The sequence below is a fragment of the Streptomyces sp. NPDC101181 genome, assembly GCF_044767975.1.
Taxonomy (GTDB): Bacteria; Actinomycetota; Actinomycetes; order Streptomycetales; family Streptomycetaceae; genus Streptomyces.
The window spans coordinates 189,399-204,337 of the sequence record NZ_JBIWOX010000004.1 but is presented as its reverse complement, the minus strand read 5'-3'; the positions used below and the strand labels follow the sequence as shown (position 1 = coordinate 204,337).

Sequence of the window (14,939 nt, the reverse complement as noted above, 5' to 3'; positions counted from 1 at the left end):
GGCCCGCGTTCGGTTGGTGGGGCCCCGCCTGGGTCGGCTCCTGGGTACTGACCGGCGTGCTGCTCGTCGCCTGGGGAGTGTTGCGGGCGGCTCAGAAGCATCGGCAGCCGCGAAGCGCACGGCCCGATTCCGGTGGTGGCCCCGGCGGCGCGGACGAGTCCGGAGGCTGCGAGGGGTGTGACGGGCCCTCCGGCGGCGAACCCGAGGACTACGGCCGCGCCGCGTGAGGCGGCCCATCGGGCTCCCCGCGTATGCACGGGTCAGCGTTCGGTGGGCGTCGGCCCGGCGGCCGCCCCGCGCGTACCGGGTCAGCGTTCCGTGAGCGGCGGCCCGCCGGACTCCCCGCGCGCGCCGAATCGGCCAGCTCCCCGCGTACGCCCGGCCCGCCGGGCTCCCCGCGTGCGCCCGGCTGGTAGCTCCGCGTACACCGGCTCGGCGCTCCGCCGCCCGCGCGCCCCGTAACCCACCACCCGTCCCCGCCACCCACCGCCCGCCCCCGCCCCGTCCCGCGTACGCGACAATGGGGCCATGACCACGCTCGCCCCCGTTCTCCCGCAGCTCCGTATCGGTCCGCACACCGTGCAGCCGCCGGTCGTGCTGGCCCCGATGGCCGGTATCACCAACGCCCCCTTCCGGACCCTGTGCCGGGAGTTCTCCGGGGGCAAGGGGCTCTTCGTCAGCGAGATGATCACCACCCGGGCGCTGGTCGAGCGCAACGAGAAGACCATGCAGCTGGTCCACTTCGACGCGACCGAGACCCCGCGCTCCATCCAGCTGTACGGCGTGGACCCGGTCACCGTCGGCAAGGCCGTCCGCATGATCGTCGACGAGAACCTCGCCGACCACATCGACCTGAACTTCGGCTGCCCGGTCCCCAAGGTCACCCGCAAGGGCGGCGGCTCCGCGCTCCCGTACAAGCGGCCGCTGCTGCGGGCCATCCTGAACCAGGCGGTCTCGAACGCCGGGGACCTGCCCGTCACCATCAAGATGCGCAAGGGCATCGACGACGACCACCTCACCTTCCTGGACGCCGGTCGCATCGCCGTCGAGGAGGGCGTCACCGCCGTCGCCCTGCACGGCCGGACGACCGCCCAGCACTACGGCGGTACCGCCGACTGGGACGCCATCGCCCGGCTCAAGGAGCACGTCCCGGAGATCCCGGTGCTGGGCAACGGGGACATCTGGTGTGCCGACGACGCCCTGCGGATGATGCGCGAGACCGGCTGCGACGGGGTCGTCGTCGGCCGTGGCTGCCTGGGGCGGCCCTGGCTCTTCGCCGACCTGGTCAGCGCGATGGAAGGGCGTCCGACCCGGCACGCGCCCCGGCTCGCGGAGGTCGCGGAGGTCATGGTGCGCCACGCGACGCTGCTGGGGGAGTGGATCGGTGACGAGGCCCGCGGCGTGATCGACTTCCGTAAGCACGTCGCCTGGTACCTGAAGGGCTTCGCCGTCGGCTCCGAGATGCGCAAGAAGCTCGCCGTCACCTCCTCGCTGGAGGAGCTGGCCTCCCAGCTCCACGAACTGGACCTCGACCAGCCCTGGCCGGACGGCGCCGACGGCCCGCGCGGCCGCACCTCCGGCAACAACCGGGTCGTCCTGCCCGACGGCTGGCTGAAGGACCCCTACGACTGCGCGGGCGTCAGCGCCGACGCGGAGCTGGACACCTCGGGGGGCTGAGCCCCGGCCCGCGGCGGAGCCTCAGCCCGCCAGGTCCCGTCCCGCCCGCCGCTCCAGCGGGGAGGCCGCCGCGGAGTTCATGACGTTGAAGACGACGCTGCCCGCCCGGTAGCGGTCGTCCGTCCACTCGATGGCGCGGCCCGCCGCCGTGTGGGTCACGTGGCGTTGCCGGAGCAGGGGGCTGGCCCGGCGTACCAGCAGGAGGCGGGCGTCCTGGGCGCCCGCCGCGATGGCGTCGATGAGGTGCTCGCCGTGGTGCGCGACGATGTCCGCGCGCTCCGCGATGCTGTCCATGATCGATACGCAGTCCTCGGGGAGCGCGCGGACCGTCGGGGCCACCCAGTGCGCGTACACCGTCCGTTCCACCATGACCGGCTCGCCGTCCAGGTGGCGCAGGCGCAGTACGGAGAGGACCTCGCCGCCCGGTCCGGTGTCCAGCCGGGCCGCCTCCTCGTCGGTCGCCGGGCGGGTCGTGCGGTCCAGGATGCGGCTGGAGACCTCGCAGCCCATCGCGTGGGCCCACTGGGCGAAGCTGTTGAGCTGCTCGAAGCTCTGGCGGCGCTCCCCGCGCAGGACCACCCGGCGGGCTCCCTGGCGGGAGCCGATCAGACCCTCCTGGGCCAGCAGCGCCACCGCTTGGCGGACCGTGCCGCGCGAGGCCTTCCAGCGTTCGGCGAGGGCGCTCTCGGACGGCAGCCGGGCGCCCGGAGGGAAGTCGCCGCCGTGGATCGCCTGTCGCAGGGACTCGGCGATCTCCTCGTAGCGCGCGTGGCCCACGCTCCCCCCCCTCCCCACCGTTCGGTCCACCGCTCGGTGCGTATGCCGGACTGTGTACAGACGCGGGTTCTTCCGTGTGGTCTCCGGGTCACTCTAACCCCGCATCAGACTGTCGCGGTGCTCGGTTCCTTACCTGCCGCAACCAGGACATGACCGGCTTTCCTCTTCCTCGGCTCTTGCGGCACCAGCCATCGGACGTTCATGCACACGACATCTGAGCCGGGCGAACTGATGCCAGCTTGTATGAACAAGTAGCCCTCATGCCTCGCTTCTGGGAGATCTGCCGTGCACAGAGCCCGACCCCGCACCCGCCTCCGCTCCACCGGGCGTGCCGTCGCCGCCCTCGCTCTCTCCACCGCGGCCCTCACCGCGCTCACCGCCTGCGGCGCCGCGCCCGAGGACTCCGCCCAGGCCGGTGCGAACGGGGTGAAGTCCGCCGACGCCGCGTCGGTCGCGGACTTCGGCGGGATGGACGAGCTGGTCGCCGCCGCCGAGAAGGAGGGCGAGCTGAACGTGATCGCCCTGCCGCCGGACTGGGCCAACTACGGCGAGATCATCAAGGCGTTCCAGGCCAAGTACAAGATCAAGATCAAGAGCGAGACCCCGGACGCGTCCAGCGCCGACGAGATCGCGGCCGTCAAGTCCCGCAAGGGCCAGAAGCGCGCCCCCGACGTCCTCGACCTCGGCATCGCCTTCGCCCGCAGCGGCGCGGCCGAGAACCTCTTCGCCCCCTACAAGGTCGCCTCCTGGGACCGTATACCCGACAGCCAGAAGGACGCCGACGGCCGCTGGTACAACGACTACGGCGGCTACGTCTCCATCGGCTGCGACGCCGCCCGCATCACCACCTGCCCCGAGACCTTCGCCGATCTGCTGAAGCCCGAATACAAGGGGAAGGTCGCCCTCAACGGCAACCCCACCAAGTCCGGCTCGGCGTTCGGCGGTGTCTACGCGGCGGCCCTGGCCGACAAGGGGTCGTTCGGGGACATCCAGCCCGGCATCGACTTCTTCGGCAAGCTGAAGAAGAGCGGCAACTTCATTCCCGTCGAGTCCACCCCGGCCACCGTCGAGAAGGGCGAGACGCCGATCAGCATCGACTGGGACTACCTGAACGCCGGGTACGCCGACCAGTTCGCGGGCAAGGGCGTCGACTGGAAGGTCTCCGTGCCCGGCGACGGCGTCTACGCCCAGTTCTACTCGCAGGCCGTCAACAAGGAGGCCCCGCACCCGGCCGCCGCCCGCCTGTGGATGGAGTACCTCTACAGCACCGAGGGCCAGAACCTCTGGCTCAAGGGGTACGCCCGCCCCGTGCTGCTGCCCGCGATGACCGAGGACGGCACCGCCGACAAGACCTTCGTAGCCAAGCTGCCGGAGGTCGCGGGCACCCCGGCCTTCCCCAGCTCCGAGGAGCTGGACCGGGCCAACGCCACGCTCTCCGGGAACTGGGACAAGGCCGTCTCCTGATGGCCGTCCCGCACCCGTCCGCCGCCCCGGGTCCCGGGGCGGCGGCAGCGAAGGCCGGGCGCCCCGCCCGCCGCCGCCCGTCCCGTGCCTGGCTCGGCGCCCTGCCGCTGCTCGTCTTCGCCGGGCTCTGCTTCGGACTGCCCGCCGGGGCCCTGCTGCACGGGGCGCTCACCCGTACCGACCCGGCCTCCGGCGCCACCGAGTTCACCGGTGAGCACCTGTCGCGCTCGCTCCAGGGGCCCTACCTGACCTCGCTCGCCGGCAGCGTCCAGCTCTCCGCGCTCACCGCGGCGCTCGCCACCGTGCTCGGGGTGCTGATCGCCCAGGTTGTCGTCACCTCCCGGCGCGGCGCCCTGCGCGGGGCGGTGCTCACCGCCTCCGGAGTGCTCGCCAACTTCGGTGGCATCCCCCTGGCCTTCGCGTTCGTGGCGACCCTCGGCATCTCCGGGGTGGTCACGGAGCTGGGACACCTGGAGGCGCTCGGCTGGAACCTCTACTCCTTCACCGGGCTCACCGTCATCTACCTCTACTTCCTCGTCCCGCTCATGGTCCTCGTCGTCGTCCCGGCGCTGGACGGGCTGCGTCCGCAGTGGCGGGAGGCCGCGCTCAACACGGGTGCCTCCGCCTGGCAGTTCTGGCGCCATGTCGGTCTGCCGGTCCTCGCGCCCTCGCTGCTGGGCGGGTTCGTCCTGCTCTTCGGCAGCGCCTTCGCCGCCCATGCCACGGCCGCCGCCCTGGTCGGGGGCTCCGTCCCGCTGGTCACGCTCAAGATCGCCGACGCCCTCTCGGGGAACGTCCTGGTCGGCCAGGAAAACGTGGCCCTGGCGCTGAGCCTCGACATGATCCTGATCGCCGCCCTGGTGATGGCCGTCTACCTGCCCCTCCAGCGAAGGAGCTCCCGATGGCTGCGCTGATCCCGGTCCCCGCGGCCCCCGCGGTCGCCCCGGCGAGGACGGCCCGGCGCCGCCCGCGCTGGTGGCGCGGGGCGGTCCTCACCGTCGCCGGGCTGTACTTCCTCACCCCGCTGGTCTCCTCCTTCGTCTTCACCGTCCAGGTGCCGGGGCAGGGCCTCACCTTCGCCGCCTACAGCGGAATCCTGTCCGCCGACGGCTTCACCGAGAGCCTGTTCCTCTCGCTCTCCCTCGCCGCCGCCACCATCGCCCTCGCCCTGCTGCTCGTCGTGCCCGCCCTGGTCGCGGTCCGGCTCGGGCCGCCCCGGCTGCGCGCCGTCGTCGAGGTCGTCTGCATGCTGCCGCTGGTGGTGCCGCCGATCGCGCTGGTCACCGGAATCGCCACGGTGCTGCGCTGGGGCCCCGACCACCTCTCCCGCACCCCGCTCTACCAGACCTTCCTGGCCGTCCAGAACGAGTCCTTCCCGGTGGTGCTGGTCCTCGCCTACACCGTGCTGGCGCTGCCGTTCGTGCACCGCTCGCTGGACGCCGGGCTGCGTGCGGTCGACGTGCCCACCCTGGTGGAGGCGGCCCGCAACTGCGGCGCGGGCCGGGCCTACGTCATCCTCCGGGTCATCCTGCCCAACCTGCGCTCCTCGCTCGCCGGGGCCTCCTTCCTGACCCTGGCCCTGGTGCTCGGTGAGTACACCGTCGCCTCGCTGCTGGGCTTCCGCCCCTTCGCGGTGTGGATCGTCACCGTCTCCGGCGCCGAGGCCCGGATGTCGGTCGCGGTCTCCCTGCTCTCGCTGCTGATCACCTGGGCCCTGCTGCTCGTCCTCTCCCGCGCCGGGACCAGGTCCGCCGCCCCGGCCGGAGCCGCCGCGGTCCCGCCGCCCGGAGCCGCCGCCTCCGCCGTCCCGGCCGCCCCCACCCCCGTACCCGGCAAGGAGTAGCCACCCATGTCAGCCCTGCCCGCCCCGCCCTCCGCGACCGCCGCAGCCGGACCTCCCGAGCCGGCCCGGTCCGCCGGGGGTGCGCCACGCGCCGCCACCGGCGCCCGGGTGGAGTTCCGCTCGCTGCGCCGGGCGTTCGGCCCGACCGTGGCCCTCGACGGACTCGACCTCACCGCCGAGCCCGGCGAACTCCTCGCCCTCCTCGGCCCCTCCGGCTGCGGCAAGACCACCGCGCTGCGGGTGCTCGCCGGGTTCGAGCAGCCGGACTCCGGTGAGGTTCTGGTGGACGGTGAGGACATCACCCGGGTCCCCGCCAACCGGCGCGACGCGGGCATGGTCTTCCAGTCCTACAGCCTCTTCCCGCACCTGAACGCCCGCGACAACGTGGCCTTCGGCCTGCGCGTACGGAAGGCGCCCGCCGCCCAGCGGCGCGCCACCGCGGCCGAGCTGCTCGACCTGGTCGGGCTGCCCGACCACGGCGACCGCTACCCGCACCAGCTGTCCGGCGGCCAGCAGCAGCGCGTCGCCCTGGCCCGCGCGCTCGCCCTGCGGCCCCGGGTGCTGCTGCTCGACGAGCCGCTCTCGGCACTCGATGCCAAGGTCCGGCTGGCGCTGCGCGAGGAGATCCGCCGCCTCCAGCTCTCGCTGGGCATCACCACGATCTTCGTCACCCACGACCAGGAGGAGGCCCTGTCCATGGCCGACCGGGTCGCCGTCCTCAACGCGGGCCGCCTGGAGCAGTGTGCGCCCCCGGCCGAGCTGTACGAGCGGCCGGCCACCGCGTTCGTCGCCGAGTTCGTCGGCACCATGAACCGGCTGCCGGGCCGTACGGCCGCCGGTGGCACGGTCGAGGTCGCGGGCGCCGTCCTGCCGGTCGACGGCCCGGCCCCGGTGGAGGGTGAGCCCGTCGACGTCCTGATCCGCCCCGAGGGCATCCGCGCCGAGGCCGACCCCGAGGGCACCGCCACCGTCGTCTCCGCGTCGTTCCTCGGCTCGGTCACCCGGGTCCTGCTCGACCTCCCGGACGGGGCCGCGGTCAAGGCCGACCTCCCCTCCCGGGACGCCGCCGACCTGCTGCCCGGGGTACGGGCCCGGGTCACCCCCGTCCCGCGTCCGGTGCTGGTCGTCCCCCAGCGGACACCGCTCGGCTGAGCGGGCGGCGTCCTCATGCGCCGCCCGCGGGCGGTCCGCATCCTGACATCCGGGGTCCGAATCCGGCGTGATTCGCGCCACCCTTGATAGGTATGGCGCTCAGATGAGCGAGAACGGGGTGGCTGCACTTCCGAAAGCTGTGGCACTCAGTGCCATGGGCTTGAGTTCGGAAGGTGTACTCGCTTGGTGAACATGCAGCTCATGTGAGCGCTCAGGGTCAAGTTCTGGCCATGCCGCCTTCAGGGAATGAACCCGCGAAGGCGCCCGCCGCAGCAGCGTGACCCTTTCGATCTGCTGGCGGACGGGTGGTTGCGGCCGTATGACGACCAAGTGGACGTACCCAGGCACCTTCGATCTGGGTATGTTCCTGGCCGTCAGGGCAGCCACCGCGTCCTCGAGGAGTCGAGACCCGTGTCGGAAAACAACGATCCCCAGAAGTTCGTCTACGACTTCACCGAGGGCAACAAGGACCTGAAGGATCTCCTGGGCGGCAAGGGCGCCAACCTCGCCGAGATGACCAACCTCGGGCTGCCGGTCCCTCCCGGCTTCACGATCACCACCGAGGCCTGCAAGGTCTACCTGGACAGCGGCGAGGCGCCGACCGCGCTGCGCGACGAGGTGAGCGCGCACCTCGCCGCGCTGGAGTCGCGAATGGGTAAACAGCTCGGCCAGGCCGACGACCCGCTGCTGGTCTCCGTCCGCTCCGGCGCCAAGTTCTCCATGCCCGGCATGATGGACACGGTCCTGAACATCGGGCTCTCCGACGCCTCGGTGGCCGGTCTCGCCACCCAGTCCGGTGACGAGCGTTTCGCCTGGGACTCCTACCGCCGGCTGATCCAGATGTTCGGCAAGACCGTCCTGGGCGTCGACGGCGACCTCTTCGAGGAGGCCCTGGAGGCGGCCAAGGCGGCCAAGAAGGTCAGCGTCGACACCGACCTCGCCGCGGCCGACCTGAAGAAACTGGTCGAGCGGTTCAAGAAGATCGTCCAGGACCGGGCCGGACGCGAGTTCCCGCAGGACCCGCGGGAGCAGATGGACCTGGCCATAAACGCGGTCTTCGACTCGTGGAACACCGACCGCGCCAAGCTCTACCGCCGCCAGGAGCGCATCCCCGGCGACCTCGGCACGGCCGTCAACGTCTGCTCGATGGTCTTCGGCAACCTCGGCCCCGACTCCGGTACGGGCGTCGCCTTCACCCGCGACCCGGCCAGCGGCCACCAGGGCGTCTACGGCGACTACCTCCAGAACGCGCAGGGCGAGGACGTCGTCGCCGGTATCCGCAACACGGTGCCGCTCGCCGACCTGGAGTCGATCGACAAGAAGTCCTACGACCAGCTCATGGGCATCATGGAGACGCTGGAGAACCACTACAAGGACCTCTGCGACATCGAGTTCACCATCGAGCGCGGCCAGCTCTGGATGCTCCAGACCCGGGTGGGCAAGCGCACCGCCGGAGCCGCCTTCCGGATCGCGACCCAGCTCGTGGACCAGGGCCTGATCGACGAGGCCGAGGCGCTTCAGCGGGTCAACGGCGCCCAGCTCGCCCAGCTGATGTTCCCGCGCTTCGACGACACCGCGAGGACCGAGCTGCTCGGCCGGGGCATCGCCGCCTCGCCCGGTGCCGCCGTCGGCAAGGCCGTCTTCGACTCGTACACCGCGATCAAGTGGTCCCGCTCCGGCGAGAAGGTCATCCTCATCCGCCGGGAGACCAACCCCGACGACCTCGAAGGCATGATCGCCGCCGAGGGCATCCTCACCTCGCGCGGCGGCAAGACCTCGCACGCGGCGGTCGTGGCGCGCGGCATGGGCAAGACCTGTGTGTGCGGCGCCGAGGACCTGGAGGTCGACACCAAGCGCCGCCGGATGACGGTGGGCGGCACGGTGATCGAGGAGGGCGACCTCGTCTCCATCGACGGCTCGACCGGCAAGGTCTACCGGGGCGAGGTCCCCGTCGTACCGTCCCCGGTCGTCGAGTACTTCGAGGGCCGGATGCACGCCGGGGCCGACGACGCCGACGAACTGGTCGCCGCCGTCCACCGGATCATGGCGTACGCGGACCGGGTGCGCCGCCTGCGGGTGCGGGCCAACGCGGACAACGCCGAGGACGCGCTGCGCGCCCGCCGCTTCGGCGCCCAGGGCATCGGCCTGTGCCGCACGGAGCACATGTTCCTCGGCGAGCGCCGCGAGATGGTCGAGAAGCTGATCCTGGCGGACACCGACGACGAGCGCGAAAGCGCGCTGGCGGCCCTGCTGCCGCTCCAGAAGGCCGACTTCATCGAGCTGTTCGAGTCGATGGACGGGCTGCCGGTGACCGTACGGCTGCTGGACCCGCCGCTGCACGAGTTCCTGCCGGACATCACCGAGCTGTCCGTACGCGTCGCGCTCGCGGAGTCCCGCAAGGACGCCAACGAGAACGACCTGCGCCTCCTCCAGGCCGTCCACAAGCTGCACGAGCAGAACCCGATGCTGGGCCTGCGCGGAGTACGCCTGGGGCTGGTCATCCCCGGTCTGTTCGCCATGCAGGTACGGGCGATCGCCGAGGCCGCCGCCCACCGCAAGAACGCCAAGGGCGACCCGCGCGCCGAGGTCATGATCCCGCTCGTCGGCACGGTCCAGGAGCTGGAGATCGTCCGCGAGGAGGCCGACCGGGTCATCGCGGAGGTCCAGGCCGCCACCGGCACCGACCTGAAGCTGACCATCGGCACCATGATCGAACTGCCGCGCGCCGCGCTGACGGCGGCCCAGATCGCGGAGGCCGCCCAGTTCTTCTCGTTCGGCACCAACGACCTGACCCAGACGGTGTGGGGCTTCTCCCGCGACGACGTGGAGGCCTCGTTCTTCACCGCGTACCTGGAGAAGGGCATCTTCGGGGTCTCCCCGTTCGAGACGATCGACAAGGACGGCGTGGGCTCGCTGGTCCGCAGCGCCGTCGAGGCGGGCCGGGCCACCCGCCCGGACCTCAAGCTCGGCGTCTGCGGGGAGCACGGCGGCGACCCGGAGTCGGTGCACTTCTTCCACGAGGTGGGCCTGGACTACGTCTCCTGCTCTCCGTTCCGCATCCCGGTGGCCCGGCTGGAGGCGGGCCGCGCCGCCGCCGCGTCCCGGGGCAGCGACAGCCGCTGACGCGGCGACACCGACGACCACCGTCCCCGCTCCGGGGCGCCGCCGCCACCGCCCGAGCCGGACCCTCACCGGCTCGACGGGCCCGGCGGCGGCCCCCGGAGCGCCCGGAAGCGGCGGCACCCTGTGCGGGGGTGCCGCCGCTTCGCCTTGCGTACGGGGGCCGGGCGACCCCGCAGGCCGAGGGGTCGGTGGGGCCGACGGGTCCGTAGGGCGGCCGAGGGGGCGTGGGGCGGCCGACGGGGCCGCGGGGCCGAGGGGTCCGTGGGGTGGCCGACGGGTCCGTGGGGCCGAGGGGTCCGTGGGGCGGCCGATGGGGCCGCGGGCCGTCGCCTGCGATGCCCGGAAACGATCCACGGCCCAGGGACCGGGCGGTGCGCGGATGTGACCGGCGGTCGGGAACAGCCGTCAGGATCGCGCAGGGATTCCGTCAGAACCGCGCAGGAATACGGCCCGGGAAATGTGGCGCAGAGCACATTGCTTCGTTTAATGCGCAAAGAAATAGGGGTGGCGGCCGAAGGGCCGGGAGGCGATGGACCGGGGTGCGGTCCATGGATCCCCACCCACGGACCGCACCCGGCTTACCCCCGTCGGGCACGGAGCCGCACCGCCGCCCACCGCCGCCGAACACACAAAGCCCCCCACGGCCTTCACGTGCTCATCCGGTGGGCACCGGATGCGTACCCGACGCCGTACAGCCTTTCGGGTGAGGAGCAGCGGGGCGAGACGTTTCACTTCTGGCCGAAACCCCGTGGTGACCTCCTGTGACGGCCCGCATACCCTTCGGTGGGGGCAATTGCGGATGCAACACATGAGGAAACAGGTGGGGGAGCAGTGCTGCGTATCCATGTGTCCCGACTGGACCTTTCCCGGGTGCGGATGGCCACGAGGCCGGACGCGCTGTGGGAAACGGTTCTCAGTTTTCACCGGCTGCGGGACCAGCGCGCTTCGACCGTCTTCGGGAAATGGCGTACGGAAACCCGGACCCGGTTGAATGGTGAAGTACATCTGCTGGCGGCGGTCGTTCCGCCCCGCGGCTATTTCCCGGATTTCCTGACGCCCTCGCGGGAAGGGGCCGAGCCGTTCGGGCTGGACGCCGGGATGGAGGCCCTGCGCGACACCCCCGCCGACCGCGTCCGCGCGGAGCTGGAGCTGCTGGCCGCCGGGCGGCAGCGGCAGCGGGTGGGCCGTCCGGCCGGGCAGCGGGCCGCGGAAAGAGCGAACGCGGCGCTGCCCGCCGCACTCCTGGAGGGCCGGGCCGAGCCGCTCGGGAGGCTGATCGGGGCCCTCCGCGGCTACCACCACGCCGCCGTCGAGCCGTACTGGACGCACATCCGGGCCAGTGTCGAGGCGGACCGGGCCGTCCGCGGCCGGGCGCTGCTGGACGGTGGCGCGGACGGGCTCCTGGCCACGCTGCCGCCGATGATCCGCTGGCGGCCGCCGGTGCTGGAGGTGGACTACCCGGTCGACCGCGATCTGTACCTGGACGGGCGCGGGCTGCTGCTCCAGCCCTCGTTCTTCTGCCGGAACACCGCCGTCGTCTACCGCGACCCGGCCCTGCCGCCGGTGCTCGTCTACCCGGTGGCCCACCGCTCCGCCCCGGAGTTCGCCGAGCCCGGACCCTGGCTCGGCCGCCTCGTCGGCCACACCCGCTCGGCCGTCCTCCAGTCCATCGGCAACGGCTGCACCACGAGCGAACTGGCCCGTCGCGCCGGGGTGTCCCTGGCCTCCGCGAGCCAGCACGCTTCGGTGCTGCGCGAGGCGGGCCTCGTCCACACCCTGCGGCACGGCAGTTCGGTGCTGCACACCCTGACCCCGCTGGGCGGCTCCCTGCTGCGCGGCGGCGCGCCCCTGGCCCTGCCCTGAGCGGACCCGTCCCCGCTCGCGCCCGCCTGTAGCCGTCCACGGTCATGCACGCCCGCCCGTCCGCGCTCCTCCGCGCCCGTCCCTCCGCGCCCGTCCGCGCCCGGGGCCGTCCACGACCGGGCCGCGGCTCTCCGTGGGCATCCGCGAGAAGAAGTTCCCCGGACGCCGATGAGTTCCGCGCGGCACCGTCGTCTAACCATCGAAAGCGCCGGACGGACCGACGGCGGCGCGAGGGAACAGAGGAAGAGGAACCCACCATGGCGCAGATGATCTTCGTGAACCTGCCGGTGAAGAACCTGGAGACCACCAAGGGCTTCTTCGAGAAGCTCGGCTACGGCTTCAACCCGGCGTTCAGCGACGACAAGACCGCCTGTCTGGTCATCAGCGACACGATCTTCGCGATGCTGATGTCCGAGCCGCGCTTCAAGGACTTCACCAAGAAGGACGTCGCCGACGCTTCGAAGACCACCGAGGTCATCCTCGCCCTGAGCGCGGACAGCCGCGAGGAGGTGGACCGGCTCGCGGACGCCGCCCTGGCCTCCGGCGGGTCCCCGGCGGGCGAGACGCAGGACATGGGCTTCATGTACGGCCGCTCGTTCCAGGACCCCGACCACCACATCTGGGAGGTCATCTGGATGGACCCGTCCGCCATGGAGGGCCAGGCCTGAGGCGTCGGTTCCTCGGTCCGTCGGCCCACGGTTCACCGGTCGCGCCTCCACGGGGGGAGGCGCGACCGGGCCGGTCGGCCGTCAGGCGGTCGGTCGTCGGGCGGTCGGTCGTCGGGCGTCAGGCGGACAGTCGGCCGGCAGCGTGGCCGGTCGCCCGGTCAGCCGCGGAACGGGCCCCGCACCTCGTAGGTGATGCCGCCCGACGAACTGCCGCTCGTCCCGCGCTGCGAGGAGAAGTAGAGCCGTTTGCCGTCCGGCGAGAACGCGGGTCCGGTGATCTCCGAGCCGGACTGGCCGGTGATCCGCAGGAACGGCGCCACCTTGTCGTCCGGGGTGATCAGGCAGATGTCCATCGTGCCGCCGTCCTCCGCGACGTAGAGGTCCCCCGAGCCGGACCGGGTGACGTTGTCGACCCCGGTCAGCGGGGCCGCGCCGCCCGGCACCAGCGAGTCGTCGTAGGCGAGCGAGACCGACGAGGCGTTCGCGTCGTACGCCCACACCCGGTTGTCGCCCTTGGTGGTGAACCAGCAGGTGCCCGCCGCGTAGAAGCAGCCCTCCCCGCCGTTGAAGACCTTCGCCCCGGACACCTGGTGCCGGGTCTGGGTCGAGGAGGCGGCCGTGTCCGGTACGTTCGCCCAGCTCACCGGCCCCGACGTGGCCGAGCCCGCCACCAGCACCTGAAGGGTCCCGCTCGACAGATCGCCCCAGGTCGTGGGCCGGAAGCGGTAGAAGCGGCCGTCCGACTCGTCCTCGGTGAGATAGACGTAACCGTGGTCCGGATCGGCGGCCGCCGCCTCGTGCTTGAACCGGCCCAGCGCGGGCCGCCGCACGGCGGCCTTCACACCCCACGGGTCGGTCTCGTAGACGTACCCCCGGGTGACCTCCTCGCAGGACAGCCAGGTGTTCCACGGGGTCGCGCCACCCGCGCAGTTGTTGTTCGTGCCGCTCAGGATCCGGTACGCGGACGTCACCGTGCCCGAGGAGCCGAACCGCAGCGCGCTCGCCCCGCCTCCACTCCCGGAGGACACCTCGGCGTTGGAGACGTAGATCCAGCCCGAGCCGTCCGCGAACACCGCCCCGCCGTCGGGTGCGCTGTGCCAGCGGTAGGAGGTGCCGGGGACGGACTGCCCGGAGCGGGCCACGACGCGGCTGGTGAAACCGCTCGGCAGCTGGATGCCGTCGCTGTTGGCCGCCTGGAGCGCGCCGTACGGGCCGGGGGCGGGCTGGGCCGGGTCGGCGAAGGCGGCGCCCCGCCACAGCGTGCCGCCGAAGGCCGCCGCCGAGCTGCCGATCACCGCGGTGCGCAAGAAGTTCCGACGTTCCACGATCACTCCACGACATGAGTGAGGTCCCGCCGTCCCGGACGGACCGGCGGGTAGCGCGTCGCGACTGTAGGGGTACGGAGTTGACAGTCCGTCAAAAAGAGGTGAACGCCCGGAGGAGGACGGGTGCGGACCGGGACGGAGCGGTGTGGTCCGGTCCGGAGCGCGCGCGTCCGGGTGTGCGAGGAGCGGTGCGAGGGGCAGTGCGTGGACCGTCGGGAGCGGGATCTAGGGTCGGGTCGTGCCTGACATAACCCTGACCACGCTGGTCCTCCTCTGCCTGGCCGCGGCCGCCGCGGGCTGGATCGACGCCGTGGTCGGCGGGGGTGGGCTGCTGCTCCTGCCCGCGCTGCTGCTCGGCCTGCCGAACGTGTCGGCGGCCCACGTCCTCGGGACCAACAAGGCCGTCGCGATCGTCGGGACCACCGGCGCGGCGGTGACCTTCGTCCGCAAGGCCCCGGTGCGCGTCGGGCTCGCGGTACGGGTCGGGCTGATGGCCCTGGCCGGATCGATGACCGGGGCGTTCTTCGCCGCGGGGATCAGCAGCGACGTGCTCCGCCCGGTGATCATGGTGGTGCTGCTCGGCGTCGCGGCGTTCGTCATGCTGCGCCCGTCCTTCGGCGCGGCGACGGGCGACGGCACCGGACGTCCGGTCGGGCGCGCCCGGATTCTCACCGCGATCGTGCTGGTCGGCGGTGGGATCGGCTTCTACGACGGCCTGTTCGGGCCGGGCACCGGCACCTTCCTGGTGCTGGCGCTGAGCGCGGTGCTCCAGCTGGATCTGGTGACCGCCTCGGCCACCGCGAAGATCGTCAACGTCTGCACCAACGCCGGGGCGCTGGCGATGTTCGCGTATCAGGGGACGGTGCTGTGGCAGCTGGCGGCGCTGATGGCCGTCTTCAACCTCGCGGGCGGCATGGTCGGGGCCCGGATGGCGCTGAGCCGGGGGAGCGGCTTCGTCCGCGCGGTGCTGCTGACCGTGGTGTTCGCCCTGGTCGCCAAGCTGGGCTTCGACCAGTGGAACGCGTAGCGGGGCGGGGCCGGGGAGCG

11 protein-coding genes are annotated in these 14,939 nt (G+C 72.3%); 9 read left to right on the top strand and 2 right to left on the bottom strand.

Translation table 11 applies throughout. The features are described 5' to 3' along the window. Positions 1-528: 528 nt before the first annotated feature. Positions 529-1,677 carry a tRNA dihydrouridine synthase DusB gene (gene dusB, locus ACIRRU_RS09340; protein WP_403678200.1) on the top strand — a complete coding sequence of 383 codons (1,149 nt, stop codon included), beginning with the start codon at positions 529-531 and terminating at the stop codon, positions 1,675-1,677. A 21-nt stretch (positions 1,678-1,698) separates the two neighbouring features. On the opposite strand, the gene ACIRRU_RS09335 is transcribed toward dusB, so the two are convergent. Further along, positions 1,699-2,454: a GntR family transcriptional regulator gene (locus ACIRRU_RS09335; RefSeq protein ID WP_403678198.1), complete on the bottom strand. Its 756-nt coding sequence runs from the start codon at positions 2,452-2,454 to the stop codon at positions 1,699-1,701. Positions 2,455-2,739: 285 nt separating this feature from the next. Here ACIRRU_RS09335 and ACIRRU_RS09330 point away from each other — a divergent pair, with 285 nt between their 5' ends. The 7 genes from ACIRRU_RS09330 to ACIRRU_RS09300 all read left to right on the top strand — a co-directional run bounded on the left by ACIRRU_RS09330 (position 2,740) and on the right by ACIRRU_RS09300 (position 12,567). Beyond that, the gene (locus ACIRRU_RS09330; protein ID WP_403678196.1) at positions 2,740-3,918 is read left to right on the top strand and encodes an ABC transporter substrate-binding protein; all 1,179 of its coding nucleotides are present in this window, start codon (positions 2,740-2,742) and stop codon (positions 3,916-3,918) included. Next, positions 3,918-4,832, top strand: coding sequence for an ABC transporter permease (locus ACIRRU_RS09325; protein WP_403678194.1), 915 nt, complete (start codon positions 3,918-3,920; stop codon positions 4,830-4,832). The genes ACIRRU_RS09330 and ACIRRU_RS09325 overlap by 1 nt, the downstream gene beginning before the upstream one ends. Beyond that, a complete protein-coding gene (locus tag ACIRRU_RS09320; protein ID WP_403678192.1) occupies positions 4,820-5,761 on the top strand; it encodes an ABC transporter permease in 942 nt (313 codons plus the stop codon). Before ACIRRU_RS09325 ends, ACIRRU_RS09320 begins: the two co-directional genes overlap by 13 nt. A 6-nt stretch (positions 5,762-5,767) precedes the next feature. Continuing rightward, complete coding sequence (locus ACIRRU_RS09315; protein ID WP_403678190.1) at positions 5,768-6,913, top strand: ABC transporter ATP-binding protein; 1,146 nt, start codon at positions 5,768-5,770, stop codon at positions 6,911-6,913. Positions 6,914-7,324: 411 nt separating this feature from the next. Beyond that, positions 7,325-10,036 (top strand): pyruvate, phosphate dikinase, encoded by a 2,712-nt coding sequence (gene ppdK, locus ACIRRU_RS09310; protein ID WP_403678189.1) that lies wholly within the window; start codon positions 7,325-7,327, stop codon positions 10,034-10,036. 831 nt (positions 10,037-10,867) lie between these two features. After that, entirely contained in the window at positions 10,868-11,899 is a 1,032-nt protein-coding gene (locus ACIRRU_RS09305) for an ArsR/SmtB family transcription factor (RefSeq protein ID WP_403678188.1), read from the top strand. A 257-nt stretch (positions 11,900-12,156) separates the two neighbouring features. After that, positions 12,157-12,567 carry a VOC family protein gene (locus ACIRRU_RS09300; RefSeq protein ID WP_403678186.1) on the top strand — a complete coding sequence of 137 codons (411 nt, stop codon included), beginning with the start codon at positions 12,157-12,159 and terminating at the stop codon, positions 12,565-12,567. Between the two features lie 158 nt (positions 12,568-12,725). Here ACIRRU_RS09300 and ACIRRU_RS09295 read toward each other — a convergent pair whose 3' ends face one another. After that, positions 12,726-13,892 (bottom strand): alkaline phosphatase PhoX, encoded by a 1,167-nt coding sequence (locus tag ACIRRU_RS09295; protein ID WP_403678184.1) that lies wholly within the window; start codon positions 13,890-13,892, stop codon positions 12,726-12,728. 238 nt (positions 13,893-14,130) lie between these two features. On the opposite strand from ACIRRU_RS09295, the gene ACIRRU_RS09290 reads away from it, so the two are divergent. Further along, complete coding sequence (locus ACIRRU_RS09290; protein WP_363205060.1) at positions 14,131-14,919, top strand: TSUP family transporter; 789 nt, start codon at positions 14,131-14,133, stop codon at positions 14,917-14,919. Positions 14,920-14,939 lie beyond the last annotated feature (20 nt).

Excerpts from the sequence above, each read along its gene's own strand:
- ACIRRU_RS09320 (WP_403678192.1), top strand. The coding sequence starts at position 4,820 with ATGGCTGCGCTGATCCCGGTCCCCGCGGCCCCCGCGGTCGCCCCGGCG.
- ACIRRU_RS09325 (WP_403678194.1), top strand. The coding sequence starts at position 3,918 with ATGGCCGTCCCGCACCCGTCCGCCGCCCCGGGTCCCGGGGCGGCGGCA.
- dusB (WP_403678200.1), top strand. The coding sequence starts at position 529 with ATGACCACGCTCGCCCCCGTTCTCCCGCAGCTCCGTATCGGTCCGCAC.
- ACIRRU_RS09315 (WP_403678190.1), top strand. The coding sequence starts at position 5,768 with ATGTCAGCCCTGCCCGCCCCGCCCTCCGCGACCGCCGCAGCCGGACCT.
- ACIRRU_RS09300 (WP_403678186.1), top strand. The coding sequence starts at position 12,157 with ATGGCGCAGATGATCTTCGTGAACCTGCCGGTGAAGAACCTGGAGACC.